The 24,676-nt window shown below is 41.5% G+C and carries 28 protein-coding genes and 1 other RNA gene; 18 read left to right on the forward strand and 11 right to left on the reverse strand.

Annotation, left to right across the window (positions count from 1 at the left end; all coding sequences use genetic code 11):
• Positions 1-6 precede the first annotated feature (6 nt).
• Positions 7-978, reverse strand: coding sequence for a calcium/sodium antiporter (locus PSR9079_RS04500; RefSeq protein ID WP_149980594.1), 972 nt, complete (start codon positions 976-978; stop codon positions 7-9).
• Between the two features lie 255 nt (positions 979-1,233).
• Here PSR9079_RS04500 and mlaF point away from each other — a divergent pair, with 255 nt between their 5' ends.
• From mlaF to murA, 7 genes are read left to right on the forward strand one after another with little or no spacing between them, the layout of a single operon-like run.
• Positions 1,234-2,049: a phospholipid ABC transporter ATP-binding protein MlaF gene (gene mlaF / locus PSR9079_RS04505; protein WP_145237133.1), complete on the forward strand. Its 816-nt coding sequence runs from the start codon at positions 1,234-1,236 to the stop codon at positions 2,047-2,049.
• Positions 2,049-2,828, forward strand: a complete 780-nt coding sequence (mlaE, locus tag PSR9079_RS04510) for a lipid asymmetry maintenance ABC transporter permease subunit MlaE (RefSeq protein ID WP_145236765.1) — start codon at positions 2,049-2,051, stop codon at positions 2,826-2,828. Before mlaF ends, mlaE begins: the two co-directional genes overlap by 1 nt.
• Positions 2,829-2,842: 14 nt before the next feature.
• Entirely contained in the window at positions 2,843-3,391 is a 549-nt protein-coding gene (mlaD, locus tag PSR9079_RS04515; RefSeq protein WP_149980595.1) for an outer membrane lipid asymmetry maintenance protein MlaD, read from the forward strand.
• A 6-nt stretch (positions 3,392-3,397) separates the two neighbouring features.
• Positions 3,398-4,072 carry an MlaC/ttg2D family ABC transporter substrate-binding protein gene (locus PSR9079_RS04520; protein WP_149980596.1) on the forward strand — a complete coding sequence of 225 codons (675 nt, stop codon included), beginning with the start codon at positions 3,398-3,400 and terminating at the stop codon, positions 4,070-4,072.
• A complete protein-coding gene (locus tag PSR9079_RS04525; RefSeq protein ID WP_149980597.1) occupies positions 4,065-4,358 on the forward strand; it encodes an STAS domain-containing protein in 294 nt (97 codons plus the stop codon). Before PSR9079_RS04520 ends, PSR9079_RS04525 begins: the two co-directional genes overlap by 8 nt.
• 5 nt (positions 4,359-4,363) lie before the next feature.
• On the forward strand, positions 4,364-4,621 hold the full coding sequence (locus PSR9079_RS04530) for a BolA family protein (RefSeq protein ID WP_149980598.1): 258 nt from the start codon (positions 4,364-4,366) through the stop codon (positions 4,619-4,621).
• 13 nt (positions 4,622-4,634) lie between these two features.
• Positions 4,635-5,894: a UDP-N-acetylglucosamine 1-carboxyvinyltransferase gene (gene murA / locus PSR9079_RS04535; protein ID WP_145236783.1), complete on the forward strand. Its 1,260-nt coding sequence runs from the start codon at positions 4,635-4,637 to the stop codon at positions 5,892-5,894.
• Positions 5,895-5,933: 39 nt separating this feature from the next.
• Here the strand turns inward: murA and PSR9079_RS04540 are convergent, their stop codons facing one another.
• From PSR9079_RS04540 to PSR9079_RS04550, 3 genes are all read right to left on the reverse strand, one after another.
• Complete coding sequence (locus tag PSR9079_RS04540; protein ID WP_149980599.1) at positions 5,934-7,016, reverse strand: trypsin-like peptidase domain-containing protein; 1,083 nt, start codon at positions 7,014-7,016, stop codon at positions 5,934-5,936.
• 102 nt (positions 7,017-7,118) lie between these two features.
• On the reverse strand, positions 7,119-8,471 hold the full coding sequence (locus PSR9079_RS04545; protein WP_149980600.1) for a Do family serine endopeptidase: 1,353 nt from the start codon (positions 8,469-8,471) through the stop codon (positions 7,119-7,121).
• Between the two features lie 209 nt (positions 8,472-8,680).
• Positions 8,681-9,121, reverse strand: coding sequence for a Z-ring associated ZapG family protein (locus PSR9079_RS04550; protein ID WP_145236792.1), 441 nt, complete (start codon positions 9,119-9,121; stop codon positions 8,681-8,683).
• A 150-nt stretch (positions 9,122-9,271) separates the two neighbouring features.
• Between PSR9079_RS04550 and zapE the strand changes: the two genes are divergently transcribed.
• The 3 genes from zapE (at position 9,272) to rpsI (ending at position 11,500) form a co-directional block, all read left to right on the forward strand.
• Positions 9,272-10,360, forward strand: coding sequence for a cell division protein ZapE (gene zapE / locus PSR9079_RS04555; RefSeq protein ID WP_149980601.1), 1,089 nt, complete (start codon positions 9,272-9,274; stop codon positions 10,358-10,360).
• Between the two features lie 310 nt (positions 10,361-10,670).
• Positions 10,671-11,099: a 50S ribosomal protein L13 gene (gene rplM / locus PSR9079_RS04560; protein WP_002957960.1), complete on the forward strand. Its 429-nt coding sequence runs from the start codon at positions 10,671-10,673 to the stop codon at positions 11,097-11,099.
• Positions 11,100-11,110: 11 nt separating this feature from the next.
• Positions 11,111-11,500, forward strand: coding sequence for a 30S ribosomal protein S9 (rpsI, locus tag PSR9079_RS04565; protein WP_016710054.1), 390 nt, complete (start codon positions 11,111-11,113; stop codon positions 11,498-11,500).
• 33 nt (positions 11,501-11,533) lie between these two features.
• Here the strand turns inward: rpsI and PSR9079_RS24235 are convergent, their stop codons facing one another.
• Positions 11,534-11,905 (reverse strand): pentapeptide repeat-containing protein, encoded by a 372-nt coding sequence (locus PSR9079_RS24235; protein WP_149980602.1) that lies wholly within the window; start codon positions 11,903-11,905, stop codon positions 11,534-11,536.
• 787 nt (positions 11,906-12,692) lie between these two features.
• On the opposite strand from PSR9079_RS24235, the gene petA reads away from it, so the two are divergent.
• From petA to PSR9079_RS04595, 5 genes are all read left to right on the forward strand, one after another.
• Entirely contained in the window at positions 12,693-13,283 is a 591-nt protein-coding gene (gene petA, locus PSR9079_RS04575; RefSeq protein ID WP_145236799.1) for a ubiquinol-cytochrome c reductase iron-sulfur subunit, read from the forward strand.
• Positions 13,283-14,548, forward strand: a complete 1,266-nt coding sequence (locus tag PSR9079_RS04580; RefSeq protein WP_149980603.1) for a cytochrome b — start codon at positions 13,283-13,285, stop codon at positions 14,546-14,548. The genes petA and PSR9079_RS04580 overlap by 1 nt, the downstream gene beginning before the upstream one ends.
• On the forward strand, positions 14,545-15,288 hold the full coding sequence (locus tag PSR9079_RS04585) for a cytochrome c1 (protein ID WP_149980604.1): 744 nt from the start codon (positions 14,545-14,547) through the stop codon (positions 15,286-15,288). Before PSR9079_RS04580 ends, PSR9079_RS04585 begins: the two co-directional genes overlap by 4 nt.
• 79 nt (positions 15,289-15,367) lie before the next feature.
• Complete coding sequence (sspA, locus tag PSR9079_RS04590; RefSeq protein ID WP_064667929.1) at positions 15,368-15,994, forward strand: stringent starvation protein SspA; 627 nt, start codon at positions 15,368-15,370, stop codon at positions 15,992-15,994.
• Positions 15,994-16,434: a ClpXP protease specificity-enhancing factor gene (locus tag PSR9079_RS04595; protein ID WP_145236812.1), complete on the forward strand. Its 441-nt coding sequence runs from the start codon at positions 15,994-15,996 to the stop codon at positions 16,432-16,434. Before sspA ends, PSR9079_RS04595 begins: the two co-directional genes overlap by 1 nt.
• A gap of 521 nt (positions 16,435-16,955) precedes the next feature.
• Here PSR9079_RS04595 and dolP read toward each other — a convergent pair.
• From dolP to PSR9079_RS04615, 4 genes are read right to left on the reverse strand one after another with little or no spacing between them, the layout of a single operon-like run.
• Positions 16,956-17,522 (reverse strand): division/outer membrane stress-associated lipid-binding lipoprotein, encoded by a 567-nt coding sequence (dolP, locus tag PSR9079_RS04600; protein ID WP_145236822.1) that lies wholly within the window; start codon positions 17,520-17,522, stop codon positions 16,956-16,958.
• The gene (locus PSR9079_RS04605) at positions 17,522-18,109 is read right to left on the reverse strand and encodes an SIS domain-containing protein (RefSeq protein ID WP_149980605.1); all 588 of its coding nucleotides are present in this window, start codon (positions 18,107-18,109) and stop codon (positions 17,522-17,524) included. Before PSR9079_RS04605 ends, dolP begins: the two co-directional genes overlap by 1 nt.
• Position 18,110: 1 nt before the next feature.
• Entirely contained in the window at positions 18,111-18,482 is a 372-nt protein-coding gene (locus PSR9079_RS04610; RefSeq protein ID WP_149980606.1) for a YraN family protein, read from the reverse strand.
• 30 nt (positions 18,483-18,512) lie between these two features.
• The gene (locus tag PSR9079_RS04615) at positions 18,513-20,390 is read right to left on the reverse strand and encodes a penicillin-binding protein activator (protein WP_149980607.1); all 1,878 of its coding nucleotides are present in this window, start codon (positions 20,388-20,390) and stop codon (positions 18,513-18,515) included.
• Between the two features lie 61 nt (positions 20,391-20,451).
• On the opposite strand from PSR9079_RS04615, the gene rsmI reads away from it, so the two are divergent.
• The 3 genes from rsmI (at position 20,452) to PSR9079_RS04630 (ending at position 22,456) form a co-directional block, all read left to right on the forward strand.
• On the forward strand, positions 20,452-21,309 hold the full coding sequence (rsmI, locus tag PSR9079_RS04620; RefSeq protein ID WP_149980608.1) for a 16S rRNA (cytidine(1402)-2'-O)-methyltransferase: 858 nt from the start codon (positions 20,452-20,454) through the stop codon (positions 21,307-21,309).
• A 43-nt stretch (positions 21,310-21,352) separates the two neighbouring features.
• An RNA gene (gene rnpB, locus PSR9079_RS04625) (RNase P RNA component class A) lies at positions 21,353-21,731 on the forward strand.
• A 182-nt stretch (positions 21,732-21,913) separates the two neighbouring features.
• Positions 21,914-22,456, forward strand: a complete 543-nt coding sequence (locus tag PSR9079_RS04630; RefSeq protein ID WP_179959140.1) for a hypothetical protein — start codon at positions 21,914-21,916, stop codon at positions 22,454-22,456.
• On the opposite strand, the gene PSR9079_RS04635 is transcribed toward PSR9079_RS04630, so the two are convergent.
• Together PSR9079_RS04635 and PSR9079_RS04640 are read right to left on the reverse strand one after the other, a co-directional pair.
• The gene (locus PSR9079_RS04635) at positions 22,453-24,042 is read right to left on the reverse strand and encodes an MASE1 domain-containing protein (protein WP_149980609.1); all 1,590 of its coding nucleotides are present in this window, start codon (positions 24,040-24,042) and stop codon (positions 22,453-22,455) included. The genes PSR9079_RS04630 and PSR9079_RS04635 overlap by 4 nt on opposite strands.
• Entirely contained in the window at positions 24,029-24,658 is a 630-nt protein-coding gene (locus PSR9079_RS04640) for a response regulator transcription factor (protein ID WP_149980610.1), read from the reverse strand. Before PSR9079_RS04640 ends, PSR9079_RS04635 begins: the two co-directional genes overlap by 14 nt.
• Positions 24,659-24,676 lie beyond the last annotated feature (18 nt).

Genomic DNA, 24,676 nt, shown 5'->3' on the forward strand with positions numbered 1-24,676 from the left:
CTAGCATTAAGCAACTTGGCTGAAAATATAACCTTGATAGATTAAAAACGCGACCAATAACAGGCCACCTTCAACTCTATTAATGCGTCTTGTGCCCCTAAAACTCAAGGACATAGCAATAAGGGCTATGGTGGCACCAATCATTATTAAGGCATCACGGTTTGCAGCTGAAGGATCAATAATTGAAGGGTTGATAATCCCAGCCAGTGGCAACACAGCTAAAATGTTAAAGATATTTGAGCCAACAATATTACCCAGTGCTAAATCATCTTCGTTTTTTAATACCCCAGCAATACAGGCTGCCAGCTCAGGCAAACTGGTACCAATAGCAATAATGGTTAACCCTATTACTAAATCACTTAGGCCAAAGTATTTGGCTATATCAACTGCTGAGCCAACTAAAAAATGTGAGCTGACAGGCAGTAATATCATACCAATAATTAACCAAAATAAAGCCGATTTGGTGGGCACGTTATCTGGTACGTCTTCACAGGCTTCACTTACAAATGGGTCGTCAGCTTGGTTTTTAGCGCGAATAGAAATAATAACTAAGCCCGCAATAAAGACCACAAAGCCAATGATTAATGCAACGCCCTCAGCAAATGAAAAGTAGTTATCAGAAAATACATACCAGGCAGCGATTGACACTAGTAGTACAAGCGGCATTTCGCGTTTTAATGTCATTGATGATACTGAGAGTGGGCGCAATAGCGCGGTAATACCTAAAACAAGTAAAATATTAGTGATATTTGAGCCAACGGCGTTACCCACGGCAGTGTCAGTTTTACCGGCAAGCGCAGCTGATGCTGAGACCATCATTTCAGGGGCTGACGAGCCCATCGCAACAACGGTTAAGCCAACAATAAGAGTAGGAACACCGAAATTTTTTGCCAGTGCCGCAGCACCATAAACAAAGCGATCCGCACTCCAAACTAGAGCTGCAAATCCGAGAATTAAAATGACAAAAGAAGTCACCATTACGTTACGCCAATTATTCAAAATGAGATGACTGCAAATAGTAACAAAAGCCAACCTGAAAGTATAAATAAAAGAATCTGCGAAGCTTGTTAGATTATGGACTGATTTGGACTGAGAATAATTATTTAAGCGACGGTTAAGCCTACTGCTGTAAGGTTTGCAGCGCTATTACATAGAATATTACAAAATTTTACGATTTGTTTTTTCCATCTTGCTGTAAAAACGCTTAAAATAGGTGAACTAGTGAAAATAGTAATGGAGAGCGACTTGTCGCAACCAATAGTAGAAATCAAGGATGTAAGCTTTTCTAGGGGCAATCGCTGCATATATAAAAATATGAGCTTTAGTGTCCCGAAAGGAAAAATTACGGCAATAATGGGACCAAGCGGAATTGGTAAAACCACCATGTTGCGTTTAATTGGTGGTCAATTAAAACCAGATAGCGGCACTATTTTATTCGAAGGTAATAACATTCCTGCCATGTCGCGCAAAGAGCTTTATGCGGCGCGAACCAAAATGAGTATGTTGTTCCAAAGCGGCGCATTATTTACCGATATGTCAGTATTTGACAATATCGCTTTTCCGCTGCGTGAACACACTCGTCTAAGTGAAGATTTAATTCGCCTTGTGGTGCTAATGAAATTACAAGCTGTTGGCTTGCGTGGCGCACAAGATCTAATGCCTTCTGAGCTGTCAGGTGGTATGGCACGTCGTGCTGCATTAGCGCGCTCAATCGCACTTGATCCTGAATTAATTATGTATGATGAGCCATTTGCAGGCCAAGACCCAATTTCCATGGGGGTATTAGTTAAGTTGATTAAATCGCTTAATCAAGTGCTTGGATTATCATCATTAATCGTAACTCACGATGTAACAGAAGTGATGAGCATTGCCGATCACGTTATCATTATTGCCGATCAAGGCGTTATTGGTAGCGGTACACCGGATGAAATGCGTAATCATGAATCGGCCCTAGTTCAGCAGTTCTTAAAAGGATTATCTGATGGCCCAGTGCCGTTTCATTTTCCTGCTCAACCTTATCAAGAAGAATTACTGGGAGGGCGCCGCTGATGTTTGATTTTTTGCAAATGCTAGGTCATAAAACGTTAGGACGATTTGCTGCACTTGGTCGCTCCACTCAGATGTTGATAGGTGCGTTATGGAGTTTGCCTAATTTTAGAAAAGGCACGCCGCTTTTAATACGACAATTATATATGGTCGGCTCGCAGTCACTATTGATTATCATGGTGTCGGGCTTATTCATTGGTATGGTATTGGCGTTGCAAGGCTACACCGTACTAGTTGGTTATGGTGCAGAGGACAGCTTAGGTCCATTAGTCGCATTGAGTTTACTCAGAGAGTTAGGCCCTGTTGTTACTGCATTATTGTTTGCCGGGCGAGCTGGTAGTGCATTAACCGCTGAAATAGGTTTAATGAAAGCGACTGAGCAGTTATCAAGTCTTGAAATGATGGCCATTGACCCTCTTAAACGTATTATCGCGCCACGCTTTTGGGCGGGCTTTATCAGTATGCCATTACTGGCGTTAATATTTTCAGCAGTTGCAATTATTGGTGCTCATTTAGTGGGTGTTGATTGGTTGGGTGTTGATACGGGGAGTTTTTGGTCAATCATGCAGTCACAAGTATCGTTTCAGCAAGATATTTTAAATGGCATGATCAAGAGTTTTGTATTTGCCATCGTGGTTACATGGATTGCGCTTTATAAAGGCTACGATTGTATACCGACCTCTGAAGGGATCAGTAAAGCAACAACAGAGACAGTTGTACACTCATCTTTGGCTGTTTTAGGGTTTGATTTTATTTTGACAGCGGTAATGTTTACTAGCTAATAAAGGTATAGATAATGAATTCACGGAAATTAGAAATTTTAGTTGGTTTTTTTGTTGCGCTAGGCATAGCAGCTTTTGCTATGTTGGCGTTAAAAGTTGCCAATGCAGGGATCAGCGGCAACGGCGAAACTTACTTATTGAAAGCCAAGTTTGAAAACATTGGTTCATTAAAAACACGTGCGCCGATTAAAGTAGGTGGTGTAGTGGTTGGTCGAGTTGAGGGTATTTCAATTCACCCACAAGAATTTGTGCCAGTTGTTGATATGACGATTGATGCGCAATATAAATGTCGTTTTTCAGATACCAGCTCAGTTTCAATTTTGACATCAGGCATCCTAGGTGAGCAATATTTAGGGATTAACCCTGTCATTGCCCCAAAATCAGCTGAACAAGCGTGTTTAGGTGTTGCGGTAACAAGTAATGATAAAAACTTAGGGTTAGACGAGTTATTTGGTGTTGAAAGCAAAGCCTTAAATGATGGCGACTATATCACTGACACGAAATCAGCATTGGTGCTTGAAGAGTTAATCGGGCAATTTTTATTCAATCAAGGCGGCGAGTAAGTAATTATGTTTAAGAAATTTTTAATTTTAGTTGCGCTGACTTTCAGCGCGATCACCGTAGCAAGCGATGCGGTCGATTTAACAGACCCATATAAAATGGTCCGCCAAGTATCTGATAATACTTTTCAACGTATTACTCGTGACCAGCCTTTAATCGAAAAAGATAAAGAGCATCTACGGGTTATCGTCAAAGAAGAGTTGATGCCTTACATTGATTATAAATATGCTGCACTGCGTGTATTAGGAAGTCATGTATCAAAAGTGCGTGCGATTAAAGATCCTGCTGAGCAAAAGCAAGCGGTTGAGGATATCAAACACTTTATTGATGTGTTTCAAGAATACTTAATCGCCACTTATGCTGGCGTGTTTACCCAATACACCAACCAAAAAGTAGAGTTTGGTGCAAGCAAAGAGTTTGCAGGACAAGACCTTGTATTAGTGAAAACCAAAATTGTCGAGCCAGGTAAGCCGGAAATTAAAATTGATTTTAAAGTACGTGAAGATCGCGATGGCGAATGGCGTGCTTATGACATGGTTGCTGAGGGCATTAGTTTATTAGATGCCAAGCAAAGTGAATTTCAAGGCATTTTGCGCCAGCAAGGTATTAACCATGTAAGTGACCTACTTGAACAGAAAAGTAAGTTGCCAGTGCAATTTAGAGGTGACGGCGGTAATGAGTAAAGTAACGGTTACTCAGATTGACGAACAGCACTATCGAGTCAGTGGTGAATTGACTCGAAATTCAATTTCCGCTGAACGACTTCTGAATAAAAACTCACAAACTAGCCATAAAAACTGGTATTTTGACCTTTCTGAGGTGTCTAGGGTTGACACGGCGGGCTTAGCTTGGTTAATTCACTCTTTCGCAGAATTAAAGCAGCAAGGTGTTCACCTTGAATTGCAAAATATTCCTGAACAACTGCAAAAGTTGATGCAGTTGGGACAGGTTACCAACCTATTTGAGTGAGAGTTATGGAAACAAGCCAAGTCGAAACCTTATTGCGCGACGAATTGCAATTAGCTGAAGTACATGTGAAAGCCAACGGTAGTCATTATGAAGTTATCGCAGTCGGCGATTGTTTTGATGGGTTAAGCCGAGTGAAAAAACAACAGCTGGTATATGGTCCGTTGATGAACACCATTTCTGACGGCACAATCCACGCAGTTTCGATCCGTGCATTTACACCTACTGAGTGGAAGCGCGAACAAAAATTCATTTTACCTCAATAAAAAAGGTTTCCTCATGGATCAATTTGTAATTCAGGGTGGAACCGGACTTGCCGGTGAAGTCACTATCTCTGGCGCTAAAAATGCCGCTTTACCTATTTTGTTTGCAGCATTATTAGCTGACGGTAAAAGTACCTTTAATAATGTTCCTCGCCTGCGTGATATCGGCACTACTGAAGCATTATTAAAAACCCTCGGCGCAGAAATACACTGGCACGGCGAACAGCTCGTTATTGATGGTGGCAAAGTTGATAAAACATTGGCCCCTTACGAGTTAGTCAAACAAATGCGTGCGTCAGTATTAGCATTAGGTCCATTGGTTGCTCGTTTTGGTCAAGCACAAGTATCGCTTCCTGGTGGTTGTGCAATTGGTGCTCGCCCGGTTGATATTCATATTCAAGGTTTGGAGCGCATGGGCGCTGTTATTAGCGTTGAAAATGGTTATATCAATGCAAAGGTAGATGGGCGTTTAAAAGGTGCTGAAATCTACATGGAAATGGTCAGCGTTGGCGCGACCGAAAATTTATTAATGGCCGCAACCTTAGCTGACGGCAAAACCGTATTAGAAAACGCGGCGCGTGAACCAGAGATTATAGATTTAGCTGCTTGCTTAACAGCAATGGGCGCAAAAATTAGCGGTGCAGGCACTAGCCGTATTGAAATTGAAGGTGTTGAAAAGCTGCATGGTTGTGAGCATCGCATCTTGCCAGATCGGATTGAAACTGGCACATTTTTAGTGGCCGCAGCAATGGCGGGTGGCGAAGTGCTATGTAAGCTTACCGATTTTCATAGTTTAGAGCCTGTGATTGAAAAATTGCGTGCAACTAATGCGTTGATTGAAGTACATAAAGATAGTATTTATCTTGATATGCGTGGCCGTGAGCTCAAAGCCGTTAATATTAAAACCATGCCACACCCAGGTTTCCCTACCGATATGCAAGCGCAGTTTACTGCGTTAAATGTAGTCGCTAATGGCAGCGCGACCATTACCGAAACGATTTTTGAAAACCGTTTTATGCATGTGCCAGAACTACAACGTATGGGTGCTAACATTCGTTTGGAGGGGAATACGGCAATTTGTGGTGACACTAAGAGTTTGAGTGGCGCACAAGTAATGGCAACCGATCTACGTGCATCAGCGAGCCTAATTTTAACGGGGATTGTGGCACAAGGTGAAACGGTTGTTGACCGTATTTACCACGTTGATCGAGGTTATCAACGGATTGAAGATAAACTCAGCGCGTTAGGTGCAAACATCAAACGCCGAAGTAGTTAATAGCCTAGAACCTAGGTCCTAGCTTCTAGGCCCTAGGTTTTATAGTTTAGTCTCTAACTCTGCAACCTTCACCATCACTTTTAGTACTTTTCCATTTCGATAAAGTTCAAATTCTATTTCATGGCCCGGCTCTGAATTACCAATTCTGGTTAAGGTTTTTTGTGGGTTAGTGACATCTTCACCGCCAATTTTAATCACAATATCTTGTTCTTTAATACCAGCTTGCCATGCTGGACCTAATGGATCTAGGTTGGTTATACGCAAGCCAGCAATAGGGGTGAACTTATCGCTCACTTCTTTACCGGTACTATCAACGGCAGTACCTGTGAAGCCCAAGTAACCACGCACAACACGACCATGACGGATCAGTTTATCCATTACTTCTTTCGCTAACGAGTACGGTACGGCGAAGAATATGCCTTGGATATCCAGATTCTCTCGGGTTTTAAATTGTGCTGAGGTGATCCCAACCAAGTCGCCATTAGAGTTAACCAGTGCGCCACCTGAGTTGCCGACATTAATTGCCGCATCCATTTGTAGCAGACTATTATAAGGACTATCGGTAATTTTTTGTTTACCCGTGGCACTGATGATCCCTTGGGTGATTGTTTGCCCTAGATTCAGCGGATTACCAATCGCCAGCACCACATCACCCACGCGAGGCGTAAAACGCTCACTAATTGGGATAACTGGCAAGTGCTCAACGTTAATTTTCAACAGTGCTAAGTCGGTGATGGTATCAAAGCCGATGAGCTGAACATCAAAATAACGGCGGCCATCAGTAAGCAGCACCATAATTTGATCAGCATTATTGATCACATGATAGTTGGTAAGAATATAGCCATCACTTGACATGATCACACCGGAGCCAAGTTCTTGCACGGTGTTTTGCCGTTTATAACGAGGTTCCTTTGAAATGCTCTCAGAAATGATTGTCACAACAGATGGCGCTGCGCGCTGTACTGCATCGGCAAAGCTCAAATGGTCAATACTCATAGCACTTGGTAAGGGGACATTGGGTAACAGCGTTGCACGCATATTTGGGCTAAAAAATACTACCAAAAATGCGATACCGAGTCCGGCAAATAGCGGGGGAAGGACAAACTTAAAAAATTTCAGCACAATGTTCTTATTCTTAATGAGCGAGCTTCTAATGATGGCACAAAAAAAATAGCAGCGGCAAGTACCACTGCTATTATTTATGCGATTTACCTAATATTTATTTTATTGAATTAAAACAAATACCGATTCACGACCGCGTTGTACTCCAAGCACGATGTTACCTTTAGTGTTTTCGATGATCTTATTCATGTCACTAATTGTTTCAACACGCTGACGGTTTACTTGCATTACCACGTCGCCTTCTTCAAGGCCGACTCTAGCTGCTGGTGAACGCGGATCAACAGTTGTCACCTCAACCCCTTTATTTCCATTCTTTTGGGTGTTTTCAAGTGTTGCACCCTGGAAGGCTGGATGTAGTTCATCACCGGCTGCGGTTAGTGCTGATGCCCCATCAAGGGTCACTTTAACGGTTTGCACTTTGCCATCACGATAAATGCCTAATTTTACCTTTCTGCCTTCACCGAGGGTGGCAATTTTACTGCGCAGTTCATGGAAGCCGCTGATCTCACTACCATCAATACTAATAATTACGTCACCAGCTTTAATACCGGCTTCACTGGCGGCAGAATCATCCATTACTTGCATAACATAAGCGCCTTGTTTTACATCAAGCTGTTGTGCTTTAGCAAGGCCTGCATCCAGTGGACGCCCAGAAATACCTAGTGAGCCACGGCGTACTTCACCATGTTCAATAATTTGGTCAACAAGATTTTTCATCATATTGGATGGGATTGCAAAGCCGATACCAACATTGCCACCCGATGCACCTAAAATGGCCGTGTTAATACCAATTAGCTCACCGTTTAAGTTAACTAGCGCACCACCTGAGTTACCTTGGTTAATAGCAGCATCGGTTTGAATAAAATCTTCATAACCTTCAATATTTAAACCACTGCGCCCCATTGCACTAACAATCCCTGAGGTAACGGTATGACTTAAACCAAATGGGTTACCAATTGCTACTGCAAAATCACCCACTCGTAGTTGATCTGAGTTTGCCAGTTTAACGGCAACTAAATCCTCGGCATCAATTTTTAATAACGCGATGTCTGATTCTTTATCACTACCGATTTTAGTTGCTTCGTATTCACGACCATCTTCAAGAGTAACCAACATTTTTTCAGCATCTTGAACTACGTGGTTATTGGTAACGACATAGCCTTCTTTGGCGTCAATAATAACGCCTGAGCCTAAACCACTAAATTCACGCTTTTGGCTACGCGGTTGCGGATTGCCAAAAAAGAAATCAAGCGGATCAGCGCGACGACGGACTTCCTTTGAACCGGAGACTTGGATACTAACAACGCCTGGTGTTATTTGTTCTAGCATCGGCGCTAACGTCGGTAATTGTTGACCATTGACTGCGATAGGCATCTTAGCCATTGATACTGCAGGGGTTAATAATAAACTGGCAGATAACATTGCTGCACTGATTAACGATAATTTCATTTTCATAGTCAGGGTTTACTCCACATCACAGGAAAAAGCACAAACAAAAAAGGCTGCATAAGCAGCCTTTTATCAATTTAGTTCAAAACATTTTAAAGTAGGTTCGCTCTTTTGGAATGTTTTGAAATGCATGTAAAACATAAGCTGCTTTATAAACAGACTATGGGGTCAAAAAAAAGTTCATCAAGAAGCTTTAGAAATTTCTGAAACCTTAATTAAACTTTGTCAGGCTCGGCTACTTTTGGTTCGCCGGCGAATAAGCCTGATTCACCTGATACATAATCAGCAGGTTGAGCATGTGCCGATGAACGGTCACTTTGGCGTTCCTTTAGTGAGCGCTGTAGCTGCTCAGTCGTTTCTTTAGAAAAGAATGGTTCGTTAGGATGCTGTTTTTTATCAGCTAATAGCAGCTTGTTAGTTTCATCAACATGATTTAACAATTGGTCGTAGTTGTCTTTCATTTTGTTGACGAGTCTACCAGTGCTTGCTAAATGATCTGCAACATCTTGACGGTATTGCTCTAATGCATTTTTAGCTTGTTCTGCTTGTTGCTCTAATTCATCTTGCTTAAATTGCTTTTTAGTGACGAAGGCGCCAAGGAAAAATGCAGCTACTGCCACAATAACAATAATGCCGATCCAAGTAACTGTACCCATAATTCTACCCCTTTGGGAATTAATACATAAAAATAAAATAACGCCTAGATTGCGTACTCAAGAATAAATCCTGTTGCTGCTAATATACCCCGAGTTACGATGCGTGTTAACATATTGCGTAAATTAAACCGTGTTTTATTGTAACTATCTATGACTCCTTGGCAAAAGTACCAACAAGATTTACAGCGTGAAGACTTTGTTTACGATGCTGCACAAGAAAATGCAGTACGTCATCTACAAAGGCTTTTCGATGACTTAACAGCACAAAAGCCCGCAGCTAAAGGCTGGTTCTCTAAACTATTTAATAAAAATAGCACGGCGCCTATAAAAGGTTTGTATTTTTGGGGGGGAGTAGGGCGTGGTAAAACCTATTTGGTAGATACCTTCTATGAGGCGCTGCCGGGAACACGCAAGATGCGCGTGCATTTTCATCGTTTTATGCACCGTGTTCACGAAGAGCTAAAAAAATTAGACAAAACGGCTAATCCCTTAGAAGTTGTGGCTGATATTTTTAAAGCTGAAACCGACATTATCTGCTTTGATGAATTTTTTGTGCAAGACATTACTGATGCCATGCTGCTTGGTGGTTTAATGGAAGCCTTATTTGCGCGCGGCATTGTGTTAGTGGCAACGTCTAACATTATACCTGATGAGTTATATCGAAATGGTTTGCAGCGTGCTCGCTTTTTACCTGCAATTGCACTTGTTAATGCAAACACTGAGATTGTGAATGTGGATTCTGGTATTGATTACCGATTGCGTACTTTAGAGCAAGCAGAGATATTTCATAGCCCATTAGATGAACAAGCCGATAAAAATCTGTTTGAGTATTTTGATAAGTTATCTCCAGAGCCGGGGAAACTCGATCACCCCATCGAAATTGAAGGGCGAATGATCAAAACCCGTAAGGTCGCTGATTGTATTGTGATGTTTGATTTCTCTCAGTTGTGTGAAACCGCACGTAGCCAAGTCGATTATATGGAAATAAGCCGTTTATATAACACTGTTATTTTATCGAACGTAAAACAGCTTGGCCAAAATAACGATGATGCCGCCAGACGCTTTATTGCGTTAGTCGATGAGTTTTACGAACGCCACGTCACACTTATTATTTCTGCTGAAAAACCGATTACGGAACTCTACACGCAAGGCAATCTTAACTTTGAGTTCAGACGTTGTATTAGTCGATTGCAAGAAATGCAGTCGTTAGAATACTTAGCAAGAGAGCATTTGGTTTAATGTAGCTGTAAGTTATAAGTCGTAAGTTAGACACAAATCAAAACTGTACTTAACTTAACACAAGTACAGTTTTTAATTTTATCGCTTATCGAACAATTTTCTTGTGGAAAAAACAACCGTCGAGTAGCAATGTGGTAAAAGTGCTGGTATACTCCCGCGTCTGCCACGTTGCGTTCTATTGCCTTCATTAGATTAGCCTCTTTTGAATGGCGCAAAAGTCTTAAACTCGAAGGGGTTGGAGCAAACATTTAGAGCGGTAATTAATAATAATTACCTGTGGTTTTAATTGAAAAACATTGGATTTTTATAAATGAAAACGTTTGTTGCTAAACCAGAAACAGTAAAACGTGACTGGTACGTAGTTGACGCTGAAGGTAAAACTTTAGGTCGCATCGCTACTGAAATCGCTCATCGCCTACGCGGTAAGCACAAAGCTGAGTACACTCCACACGTAGATACTGGTGATTACATCATCGTTATCAACGCGGAGAAAGTTACTGTAACTGGTAACAAGTTCAAAGATAAAGTGTACTATGCTCACTCTGGTTTCCCAGGTGGTCTTAAGTCTACTACTTTTGATAAACTTCAAGCTGCAAAGCCTGAAATGATCATCGAGAAGGCTGTTAAGGGCATGTTGCCACGTGGTCCTTTAGGCCGCGCAATGTACCGTAAACTTAAAGTTTACGCAGGTACTGAGCACAACCATGCTGCACAACAGCCTCAGGTTCTAGACATTTAAGGAGCACTAACATGGCAAATCAATACTACGGTACAGGTCGTCGTAAAAGTTCAAGTGCTCGCGTATTCTTACGCCCAGGCACTGGTAACATCGTAATCAACAATCGCTCTTTAGAAGAGTATTTTGGTCGCGAAACAGCACGCATGGTTGTTCGTCAAGCTTTAGGGCTTGTTGATATGACTGAAAAGTTTGATCTTTACATCACCGTTGCTGGTGGTGGTACTACTGGTCAAGCTGGTGCTATCCGTCACGGTATCACTCGTGCACTTATGGAGTTTGACGAGTCACTACGTCCACAACTTCGTAAAGCAGGTTTCGTTACTCGTGATGCACGTAAAGTTGAGCGTAAGAAAGTGGGTCTTAAGAAAGCGCGTAAGCGTCCACAGTTCTCAAAACGTTAATATTTACGTTATCAAGAATTTCAAAAACCCAGCTTATGCTGGGTTTTTTGTTTTTGGGGTTATAAAAGTTAGCGAGAGTAAAGTTAGCGAGAGTAAAGTTAGCGAGAGTAAAGTTAGTGAGAGTAAAGTTAGTGAGAGTAAAGTTAGCGAGGGTAAAGTTAGCGAGAGTAAAGAGTTAGCGAGAGTAAAGTTAGTGAGAGTAAAGTTAGCGAGGGTAAAGTTAGTGAGGGTAAAGTTAGTGAGGGTAAAGTTAGTGAGAGTAAAGTTAGCGAAAGTAAAGTTAGCGAAAGTAAAGTTAGCGAGAGTAAAGTTAGCGAAAGTAAAGTTAGCGAGAGTAAAGTTAGCGAGGGTAAAGTTAGCGAGAGTAAATAGACTAAGTACTTGACTACCGCGTTTAAAATTCATTCTGATAAAACTCGCAAACTCGCAAACTCGCAAACTCGCAAACTCACAAACTCGCAAACTCGCAAACTCGCAAACTCGCAAACTCGCAAACTCGCAAACTCGCACTTTTTATCAGACATAAGCAAACTTGCACTTTTTATCAGACATAAGCAAACTTGCACTTTTTATCAGACATAAGCAAACTTGCACTTTTTATCGACATAAGCAAACTCGCACTTTTTATCAGACATAAGCAAACTCGCACTTTTTAGCAGAGATAAGCAAACTCGCACCTTTTAGCAGAGATAAGCAAACTCGCACTTTTTAGCAGAGATAAACAAACTCGCACTTTTAATAAGTAACCAGCAAACTCGTATCAAATATGCGGCTAATAATTAACCTGCTACTGCCTTTGTTGCGTATAACTTTAAAAAAAGTTCAATAATTATCGTAATAAGTGTAAATCCGTCAGTTAATTGATGAATTTTTTTGCTACAATTGTCTGGCAAGTAATGTGAGTGAGTTCAACAGCACCATGTGCAGTTTATCTGCTTCCTTTTAGTGAGGTTGATCTTGGTCAGTATATTGTTTTTGTAAAAGTCATATCATAAAACGGCTCTATGCTCGAGCTAACTTAGTCAATTAGTTGATAAAGTCGGGATTATTCGAGCATGAGGCTGTTAATAACCTTGTTTTAATCAAGGGTTTTAATTATGATCGCTTCTATTTTAAAATTTCGAAAAATTAACCTGCTGTAACTGATGTTCTCAATATAGCAAGTGTTGAGAATCATAGTGGAGATAAGTGGATGAGCAATGCGCCTGTAGACAATGGCCGACGTCGCTTTTTAACCATAGCTACCTCTGTTGTAGGTGGTGTTGGTGCGGCTGGGGCTGCTGTTCCTTTTATTGCGTCTTGGAATCCAAGTGAGCGAGCTAAATCTGCGGGTGCGCCTGTAGAAGTAGATATCAGCAAACTTGAGCCGGGACAATTAATACGTGTCGAGTGGCGTGGTAAACCTGTATGGGTTGTATCACGAACCCCTAAAATGCTTGAGCAGATGAAAGAACATGAAGGTCAACTTCGTGATCCGCAATCGCAAGAGCCACAACAATTAGAATCATCAACAAATGATTACCGTTCATTACGCCCTGAGATATTTCTCGCTGTAGGTATTTGTACGCATTTAGGGTGTTCACCTGGCTTTTTCCAAGGTAATTTTGGTGAAAAGGTTGAGGGAACAGATGATGGTTTCTACTGTCCATGTCACGGTTCTAAATTTGATATGGCTGGCCGTGTGTTTAAATCGGTACCTGCCCCGTTAAACTTAGAAATACCACCTTACACATTTCTTGATGAAACCACTATTTTAGTGGGCGAAGAAAAAGGGGTAGCCTAATGTTCGGTAAAATTATTGGTTGGATAGACGACCGTATCCCAATGACACGTGTTTGGAACATGCATATTGCACAGTATCCAGCACCGAAAAACTTTAACTTCTGGTATTTCTTTGGCTCATTGGCCATGTTAGTACTAGTAAACCAAATTCTTACCGGGATTTGGTTAACGATGAACTTTGTTCCGTCTTCTGAGGGCGCATTCGCTTCAGTAGAATACATCATGCGTGATGTAGAATACGGCTGGTTACTACGTTATTTGCACTCAACAGGTGCATCAGCGTTTTTCATCGTTGTATATATGCATATGTTCCGTGGCATGATCTACGGTTCTTACCAAAAACCACGTGAATTACTGTGGTTATTCGGTATGTTTATCTTCTTAGCGTTAATGGCTGAAGCATTCATGGGTTACTTATTACCATGGGGTCAAATGTCATTCTGGGGTGCACAGGTAATCATTTCACTATTCGGGGCTATTCCGGTTATTGGTGATGACTTAACACTTTGGATCCGTGGTGATTATGTAATATCAGGTGCAACGCTTAACCGCTTCTTTGCATTACATGTTATTGCTTTACCATTGGTTATCGTAATTTTAGTATTCTTACACATTGTGGCACTGCACGAAGTGGGTTCAAATAACCCTGACGGTGTTGAGATCAAGCGTAAGAAAGGCTCTGTTGCTGAAGAAGATAAGCCTAAATTTAAATTCCATGAGTATTACACTGACAAGAAAGATATTGTTGATGCGATTCCGTTCCATCCTTATTACACAGTAAAAGATATTGTGGGTGTGGTTGGTTTCTTAATCTTGTTTTGTTGGGTGGTGTTCTTTATGCCTGCGATGAATGGTTTCTTCCTTGAAGGACCAAACTTTGAAGCGGCAAACCCACTTAAAACACCTGAACATATTTTCCCAGTTTGGTACTTTACGCCATTCTATGCAATCTTACGTGCAATCCCAGATAAACTAATTGGTGTTGCTGCGATGGGTGCATCGATTGTAGTGCTGGCGTTATTACCTTGGCTTGACCGTGGCACAGTGAAATCGGTTCGTTACCGTTGTGGCTTCCATAAATGGAACATCGCAGGTTTTGTTGTTACTTTCGTGCTTCTTGGTTGGGTGGGTGCAACTCCACAAACTGATATGAAGACGATCATTTCACAAATCTGTACTGTGACTTACTTTATGTTCTTCGTACTGTTGTTTGTATACAGTAAGAATGAAAAAACTAAGCCATTGCCAGAGAGGTTAACGAAATGATGAAAAAGCTAATTATCGGTTTATTTGCTTTATCAATAAACGTATTGCCGGCAATGGCGGCAGGTCCATCGGTTCCATTAATGGAAGCCGGTAATGACCTAACTGATCAGCCTTCGTTGCAACGTGGTGCAAAGTTGTTCATGAACTACTGTCTTGGTTGTCACCAAATGCAGTATCAGCGTTATGAGCGTACTTTCCGTGATATCGGTATTCCAACCGCCGTTGGCCTTGAGCAGTTAATTTTTGACGGTTCAAAAGTTGGTAGCCATATCACTAACGCAATTACTAAAGATGATGCAGCAAAATGGTTTGGTGCGGCTCCGCCGGATCTAACTCTAATTGCACGTGTAAAATCTCCGGATTATATTTACACGTACTTAAAGTCATTTTATAAAGATGAATCTCGTCCGTTTGGAGTTAACAATATTGTTTTCCCATCGGTAGGTATGCCTCACGTTTTGCAAGAACTGCAAGGTTTACCAACGCCTATTACTGAAGAAGTCGAAGAACATGGTCACACTGTGATTAAAGTTATTGGTACTGAAACAGATGGGACTGGCGAAATGAGTGTAGACGAGTACGATCAAGCGGCTCGTGACTTAACTAACTTCCTTGAGTACGTGGGTGAACCTTCACGTCTTGAATCAGAAGCGTTAGGTATCAAGGTTATCGGATTCTTAGTTATCCTATTTATCTTGGCATTCATGTTGAAGAAAGAATACTGGAGAGATGTTCATTAATTTTGAACATATTTAAAGGTAATTTTGCAATAGGGGCTTAAGCCCCTTTTGCTGTTTTTGTTATTTAATGGAGGTAGGCATGGCCGTAGCTGCCAATAAGCGCCCTGTAATGACCCTTTTTTCTGGTGCTAACTGTATGTATAGCCATCAAGTACGCATTGTACTTGCTGAAAAAGGCGTAAGTGTAGATATTCATCTGGCCGAAAAGGACAACCTGCCAGAAGCACTTCATGAAATTAACCCTTACGGTACAGTGCCAACACTGATTGACCGTGAGCTTGGTTTATATCAGGCAAACATCATCATGGAATACCTTGATGAACGTTTTCCTCACCCTCCACTAATGCCTGTTTATCCGGTAATGCGTGGCCGCAGCCGTTTAATGATGCATCGCATCGACACAGATTGGTACAGCCTTGCTGCTAAAATTTATGCTAATGGCGCTGAATCAGCGCAAGCGCGTAAAGAACTAACAGAAGCTTTACTTGCTGTTTCAGCAATCTTTACTGAAGCTCCTTACTTTATGAGTGAAGAGTTTAGTTTAGTTGATTGTTACTTAGCACCATTACTATGGCGTTTACCAGAGCTTGGTATTGAGCTAACTGGTGCAGGTTCTAAAGAGATGAAAGAATATATGATCCGTTTATTTGAGCGTGAATCATTCCAAGCTTCTCTTACTGAAACTGAGCGCGAGATCCGTTTGTAATGACGCCTAATCGTCCTTATTTACTTCGTGCTTTCTTTGATTGGATTGTTGATAATCAGTGTACACCGCATTTAGTGGTTAATGCTGATTTTCCAGCCGTGCAAATACCAACACAGTTTGTTCAAGATGGACAAATTGTGTTGAATATTAGCCCATCAGCTGTCACACAATTCTCAATGGATAATCAGCAGTTAAGCTTTAGTGCCCGCTTTGGTGGTCAGCCAATGCAAGTATACGTGCCAATTGGTGCCGTGCTTGCGATCTATGCCCGCGAAAACGGTGAAGGCACTGTGTTTACTGCAGATGAGTTTTTAGAAGATGAAGACGAGTTTGCAGCTGAGTTAGAAAGTGTTGATATCGCAGATGAATTATTACCTGACGAGCCAGCTCCTTCTAAGCCTGAAAAGAAAAAAGGCTCACACTTACGTGTTATTAAGTAATATGTAATTGTTTGATAAAAACCGCTGATTAAGCGGTTTTTTTATGCCTGTATAAAAGTAGACTGAAGGTAAAAGGTAAAAGATAAAGGTAAAGGTAAAGGTAAAAGGCGCTAGGTAAACTAGGGGCTTCGGGGTTGGCATGGGTGTTTGGATTTATTGTAGGCGGGGCTTTATCCACGCAGATTTATACCAATCGTGTTAAGTTACTGACCATTTATAGCGACAGATAAATACAGTGATAACAAGGCGTAAATTTTGACATGTAGTTGTTCTACTTGAAAAAATTATAACGCAGTTAGCGCTTTATTTAGCTCGCTAGAATGGTTAAATATTTAAGTCGATTGGTATTAGTTAAAGTTTACGAGCGACGAGTTGTGAGAAGAAGGTTAAGGTTGATTGTTGTAGCAGCGGGTTTACCCCGCGTTTTTTAGTGAAGGTGCGTGAGGTAAGCTCCCGCCTACAGGTATAGAAAACCTTGCGATATCAACTGCAAGGCTTTTAATTCCTAGAACCTGGTACCTTTACAAATATTCAAATACCTTAATAACGCGTTCTACACCCGATACATTACGAGCAACGCTTACAGCGGTGTTTGCTTCTGCATCTGATACTAAGCCCATTAAAAATACTTCGCCATTCTCAGTTACTACCTTGATGTTGTTGCTACTGATGTTGTCGGTGGTAAGTAATTGTGTTTTTACTTTAGAGGTTAACCAAGAATCATGGGTCTGGGTGCTCATGCTAATGTTAGAACCAATACGAATTTGGTTATGTATTTTGCGTATAGCAGGTAAGCCCTCAATCGTACGCTGAGCCTCGTCTTTCATTTCTTGAGTTGCAACCTGGCCTATTAACAATACAATGCCGTTAACGCTAATCACGCTGATGTTGGCATGATCAGCAAGGCGAGGTACATCGTTTATTGCGACCCCAGCTTTGATTTCGATATTACTATCATCGATTTGCGAACCAAGAGTACGACGATCGTTGGCTGCGGTAACGGCACCAGCGGTACCTGCAACAACTGCAGCAGCGCAGCCTTGTAATAATAGTACTGTACTAATAACAATTAGAGATTGTTTCAACATTAGCTTTCTTCCTGTGGGAATAGGGTCAAGTCGACGAGTTCACTCAAACAATGAAGATTAACCAAGTGAGATTCTATGATGCGGCTCGGACGTTTTGACGGAACACGAATTTCGACATCATTGGCACCGAGTAAACCTACTAGCTCACCGCCGTCATCACCAACCATAACAATAACTTTCATGTCTTTGGTGAGTGCGGCTTCGACTGCCGATATGATGTTTTTTTCGTTGCCATTGATTGCTAAAACCAATAGTAAGTCACCTTGTTGAGCAAACGCTCGTACTTGACGGGCAAAGGTTTCTTGGTCGTCACTTTGGTTACTTGGACCAAGATTGATATGTTCTTGTGATAGCGCAATTGCCGGTAAACAAGGACGTTCGGTTTCGTAGTAGTTGATCAATACGCCAGCCATATGTTGGGCCAGCATGTGGCAGCTGGCAGTACCACAACAAATCAACTTATTACCATTGATTAGGCTCTGCGCTATGGTAAATGCAGCGGCTTCTAAGGCGCTAGGAAGTACTTCACCGGCGGCTATTTGCACCTGAATGCTTTCTGTAAAAATCTCTTTTATAGTATCTTGCATATTAAAATACGTTTTTTATCCAATTAAGTTGTTGCGATGTGTCGCCAGTTATTGCGACAAAGTCGATTCTTATTGCTTGATCACTAAGCTTTTTCGTTGCTAAATAATGGTAAATAGAGCGTTTTAAACGTTCTTGCTTTTGTTTACCTAAAGCGTGGATTGCTCCACCTTTAACATAGCTACTACGAAATTTCACTTCCACAAACACTAGCGTGTTGCCATCGCGCATTATTACATCTAGCTCCCCGTAGGGGCAGTTATAGTTACGCTCTAACGGGATCAACCCTTGCGTTACTAAGTATTTTTGCGCTTGAAGCTCGTAATACTGGCCTTTTTCTCGGCTATTTTGCCACAGTTGTTTAAACCACGACATCACAACATCCTTGTTTTATATTGCTTTTAACTACTCACTGTGTGACAGGCTGGTAGCTGATTGCATAAATAATGGTAACGGCGCTGATGTTGCTAGCTGTACCGCTTGGATTTGTCTATTTTTGTATTGCGCCCAATTAAGTTGGCGATTAATTTGCCCATCACTGGTAATACTCAATTGGCCAGTTAAGCCATTAAATCGCTTACCGGGGAGCATACTCAATTGTGTGATATTACTTAGCATAGCAACTGAATCATAGGCCATGGCAAATAAACGCTGACTTATATCAGCCTGTTCTGGCCACAGCGAATTATATTGCTGGCGTAAGGCATGATCTTTTATTTGCCCACTAAGCATCCATGGTAACTCGGTAAAATACAAACCATCGAGATCGCCTTTATCTGTGCTATCGATTTGCTTGCTATGACTTTTTGAACTGGCATACAGTGGAATGCGATCAGCAAAAGTACTCACATTTACATCTAAATAAGGTTTAATCAAGCGAGTTTCAATCGCATCACCGAGAATATAAATAACATCAATATCGCGACGAGAGCGAGTTTCACTCTCTACTTCTTGTCTAAATAATGACTTAACGGTCGCAATGCGTTCTTTTGATTTATCTACTTCGAGCAGGTTAACAATGGTTGTTGGCATATCTTTTTTATCGTTATAAAGCCCAACTTCTGGTGTGGTTTCACTATAGCGTTGCCATTGTCGGTTGAAAAAATCAACTAAACGCTGGCCTGAACTATTATTTGGCGCCAGCAGCATAGGTTTTTGATAACCAGCCGTTAAAAAGTGCTCAAGTGCTTGCTGTACTTCGTGCTCCGGGTTAAGCGCAAAGAAGTAATGCTGAGGAGACTGGCGCTCACCATCAAAGGTATTTAAGTGCAAAACTGGGTAATCTTGTAATGCTTTGCTTGCAACTAGCTTATCGATACTCGTTTTGAGTAACGGCCCAATTATAAAGTCAGGATTAATTTCGAGCAGTTTTGCAGACAGCTCAGCAGAACTAAGCATTTCATCAATAAAAATGGTTTCAGCAATAGATGTACTATCTAGTGCCGCTAACACGCCAGCTTTTAAGGCATCACCTAAGCGTTCATTAGCACCTGATTGGGGTAATAAAACAACTAAGCGCTCAATATTCAGTGGTTCAGCAGCAATTAACTCAGCGTCTTTTTTTGGCAACACGGCGATTGCTGGATGACCAGGGTAACGGCGTTGCCAATTATTAATTGCTTGATCAAGCTCAACTGGAGCACCTAAATATACTTGGTGATAGAGCGCTAAGTTTACCCAGCCTTGTTGTATCACTGAGCCGCGATTAAAGCGCTCTAAAGCATACGATGATAATTGTTGTAAATTTTGCCACAGGTCTTTGTTGAGCTGTGGAATCGTTAAGTTATTTTTACTGGCGGTTTCAGAGGCACGAAAGAAGTAGGTCATCGCCTCTTTAGGCAAATTTTGTGATGCATACACACTGGCGGTTAAATATTGATGCCAAGCAAAATGCTCCGGTTGAGTCAATTGATTGTCTAAACTGGCTAGCATCTCAAGAGCCTGAGTACTCTTGTTTTGTTGCATTTGCGCAAAAGCGATGTACAGTTTATTTTGCACTTGGTCGACGCTTGGAGTACGTTCTAATTCAGTACTAATTTGCTCTAACAGTGGCCATTGTTGCTCTGCGATCGCAGCATCACGCGCACTATAAAGAAGTTGGATTTTATCAGCGCCTTGGCGATTTAAGGCTAGTTGGTACATAGATTGTGCGTCAGTCGCTTGAATTTGTGATGCGCTATTAGCTGAACTGAGGTTTTCACTGGTTTTAGTCGGTTTTTCGGTTGTACTACAGGCCGATAACCCTGACAATATGATTAATAGACTAACAAGTTTAAGTCGCACAATGATTTCCCAATACGTTAACGCGATTTGCTTATATTACTGACTGACGCAGGAGACCTCAATGTTAAATGAGGAGAATTCACAGAAAATCGGCACTCTTTACATTGTAGCCACCCCAATCGGCAATTATGACGACTTAAGTCAGCGTGCAATCGCGACTTTATCGCAAGTTGACTTAATCGCTGCTGAAGACACGCGCCATACCGGTAAGTTGCTAAGTCACTTTGGCATTAAGGCAAAAACCTTTGCTTTGCACGACCATAATGAAAAGCAAAAAGCGCAACAAATTATTGATCAACTTAATCAAGGTTTAAATATAGCACTAGTTTCGGATGCAGGCACGCCGCTAATTAGTGACCCTGGTTATGCGGTTGTTAATTTATGCCGAGAGCAAGGCGCACATGTCACGCCTATACCGGGGGCTTGCGCCGCAATTACTGCGGTATGTTGTTCAGGTTTACCAACAGATCGTTTTCAGTTTATTGGTTTTACCCCAGCAAAAAGCAAAGCTCGCCAAGACTTTTTTATTGAAGCGGTTAATTCCAATATAACCAGCATTATGTACGAAAGTACTCATCGCATCATGGCAAGTTTAGATGATTTGGAGATAGCGCTTGGTAGTGAGCAACAAGTGGTGTTTGCCAAAGAGCTAACCAAAACCTTTGAAACATTTTTTAATGGTACCGTCAGTGAGCTCAAACAGTTTTTAACCGACGATCCTACCAAACAGCGCGGCGAAATAGTGCTAATGTTGCCTGGTAATCCAAAGCAGGTTGATGATATTCCGCCAGAAGCACGTAAAATGTTGGCGTTACTTGAGAATGAAATGCCAATGAAAAAAGCCTGCGGTATAGTGGCCGATTATTTTGGCATGAAGAAAAATGCCCTTTATAAAACAATTATTGACGAAAAAGGTTAAATCTTTACTGCACATACAATCCAGCTCAGGTATACTGCGCGCCGAGTCAGCCAAGATGATCGCTGCCTGCAACGAAAATGCGCAGGGGGAGGAAAGTCCGGGCTCCACAGGGCAGGGTGCCAGCTAACGGCTGGGGGGCGTGAGCCTACGACAAGTGCAGCAGAGAGGAGACCGCCAATCTTCGGATTGGTAAGGGTGAAAGGGTGCGGTAAGAGCGCACCGGGCCACTAGCAATAGTTGGTTGCAAGGTAAACTCCACCCGGAGCAAGACCAAATAGGGTTCTATCATTTTAAATAATGAACGCGTGGCCCACGTGAGAACCGGGTAGGTTGCTTGAGCCATAGAGCGATTTATGGCCTAGACGAATGATTATCACTTTCTTCGGAAAGGACAGAACCCGGCTTATACGGCTGACTCACTCATTCAATAAAAAAGCCCGCAGTTAACGCTGCGGGCTTTTTTGTGCTTGAAATATACGTTCTAAATCCAAACTAGGCATAAATGCTATAAGCCATTTTCTTAGTCGTAATAAGAAAAACGATGATATTAACCTCTTTCATTAGCGCCTAACCTATTGCTTTATTGCTAGTTTAGGGAATTAGAATGAGCGTGATCGAGGGCAGTACAAGGGAGTTTGGCAATACAACGGTGCTATTACATAGCTTAGGTTCATCATGCTACCGCATCGAGTGGTATAGCAAGATGACAGGGGCATCAACCAGCTTGACGCGGCTCAAACTAGGAAAATATTTAGTGCTGCGTAAATGGGCATCAGCGCTTAATATACAGGATGTGTCCAGTGAGTTTGATCGGCGTAATAGTGCACTTATTCACTTTTTGAATAATGTCGATATTGTGAAGTCTAAAGACGATTTGATACTTGCGGCAAAACAGCACTGCGTTAATCTTTTCACTAACTATGAAGGCTTAAAGCCAATCAATAAAGTCACTTTTCCTAAGCCTCGGCTGCAAGGCGCTATTGGCAAAAAAGTGGTTATAAAATCAAAAGTCGGGGATAAGGAAATTGCTCAAGGATTGCTATTACAGTTAGTCGGTAATCAAGCTGAAGTGCAAGTACCTGCTAACGATAATGAGACGATACAGGTAAGGAAAAAGTTTTATTCCAAGCAAGTTTATATTCGCTAGCGGACTTGTTCATCAGCTGATATGGGGAATGTTGCATTAATGGTGAAGCCTTGCTCGTTTGAGAATGAGCATTGGCCGCCAAGAGCAGTCACGCGTTCATCAATGAAAGCGAGGCCATAACCACCAGAGTGTGAGGCGGTTGTCGCGACATTGCCATTATCCTGAATAATTAACGTGATCAGATCCGAGTTGGAATCTAAACTAATTACCAACTCAGATGCGCAGCTGTGCTTGATGCAATTGGTGATTGCTTCTTGGCAAATTCGATAGATCGCAATTTGATGTTCATCTCTAATTGCTTCGTTTATGCATAAATGTGTTATATACCTAACTTTTTCTTTATGCATCAAGCTTTTAAACTTCCCTTGTGAAAGTGCTTTTGCTAAGCCTAATTCATCAAGCTCACGCGGACGCAGATAATGCATCAGGTGATAGACTGAATCATACATTGAATTAGCATTTTGTTTTAACGTAGTCACAATCGCGCTGACGCTTTGATCCGTCATACTGGTTAAAACGGCAAGATCGGTTTTAAATGCAGTCAGGTTTTGCCCTAATTCATCATGAAGCTCTTGTGATAAATGCTTTCTCTCACTTTCTTGTACATTCACCATTTTGATAGCCAGTTGTTGGTTTTTTTCTAATTGCGTTCTAAGTTCAATGTTTGTCAGTGTTAGCATATTATTTTTTTGTCGCAGCTCTGCTGCTGCCGCACCGAGTAATAAACTCGTTGCGGCATTGGTCAGAATAAACAATTGGCTAATATAAGTATTAGTTGCATCTTGTGTGATGCTTGCTTCTAATATTATTAAGCCATTTGCTGCTGCTGCGCCAAATATAGCGCCTGTAATACCAAAGTGATATGAAAACCAAATAATTGGTAGTAGGGAAGCCAAGCGTAATAGTGAGTAGATATCAGGGCGCAGCAGATAAATCGACAGCATTAATAGGGTAAAGACAGTGACTGTGATAATTAGTTTAACTCCGCCCTCTAGGCTAAAGGCTCGGCGATAACTGTTAGCACACAAAATAATAAAAGGTGCGATAAACAAGCTGCCAGTCAAATCACCTAAAGTCATATTTAACTGATATTGCAGTAGTTGTTTACCTTCTAACCAAGTTGTGAACTCAAAAGAGCTGGCAAACAAAAACCATTTTGATGCTGCCGCTAAGCTTGCTAGTAAAATAAGCGAAAGCACACCTTTACTATCTTTAATCGTTGGTGGCCAACGGCTATACTTAAAAGCGAAGACAATGGCTAAATAGATAGCCTCTTGCCACGCACCATGCAATAAATTTAAATGCCCTTGCTGGGTATAAAAAGAACCTAAATACGCTGCATAGAGTCGTGATGCTAACCATATTATTGGCCAATAGCGTGTTGGGAACATAATAACAAAAGCCAGTTTAATACCTGCAGGGAGAAATATAGCACTACTTTGTGGGACGGTTTCTAGATGGTTACTAACCCATGTAGAGGCACACAGCGCGATTAAATAAGCAACGCAAACCGCGCATTGCTTAGCTGCCCCTAGTACTATGTTTGTAGTGGAAGGTGTGGCAATGGTAAGCCTAGGCCAACTCATTAAGTTGAATAACCCCGATATCAATGGCAACTTTTAATAGTTCAAATGAAGTTGTTGCGTTTAGTTTATTACAAATATTTGTTTTATGTACGTGAGCGGTTTTCGGCATCATGCCGAGCTGTTGAGCAACCTGTTTGGCATTTAAGCCTTTGGCAAAAAGTGGTAGAGCCTCGATTTCTCTATTTGTTAAAAGGTCTTTTTTATCAGAAACACAGGTGTAGTTGAAGTTAACGTCTTCACTGATGTAGCGATGGCCGCGCATTACTGTTTTTACCGCATCAATCATAGCGTCTGAAGCTGAGCGCTTAGACACATAACCAAGCGCCCCGAGTTGTATTGCATTACTGACGTACGGTTCATGGTCATGCATAGAAGCTACAATGGTTTTTATTTCTGGGTAATGCTCATTTAAGTATGATAGAAAAGTCAGGCCAGTCTCACCTTCGTGCATTGAAATATCAACGATAAAGACATCTGGCTGGTCAATATTTACTGCTAACTTTGCTTCGTTCACTGAGCAAGCTTCAATTGTTACTTGCCAGTTTAACTCGAGCTCAAGTAGTTTTTTAAAACTATCTCGAACTAACTGATGATCTTCAATGATACCAATCCGCATAAATCCCTCCATTTTCAG

The organism is Pseudoalteromonas rhizosphaerae, assembly GCF_902498845.1.
Classification (GTDB): Bacteria; Pseudomonadota; Gammaproteobacteria; order Enterobacterales; family Alteromonadaceae; genus Pseudoalteromonas; species Pseudoalteromonas rhizosphaerae.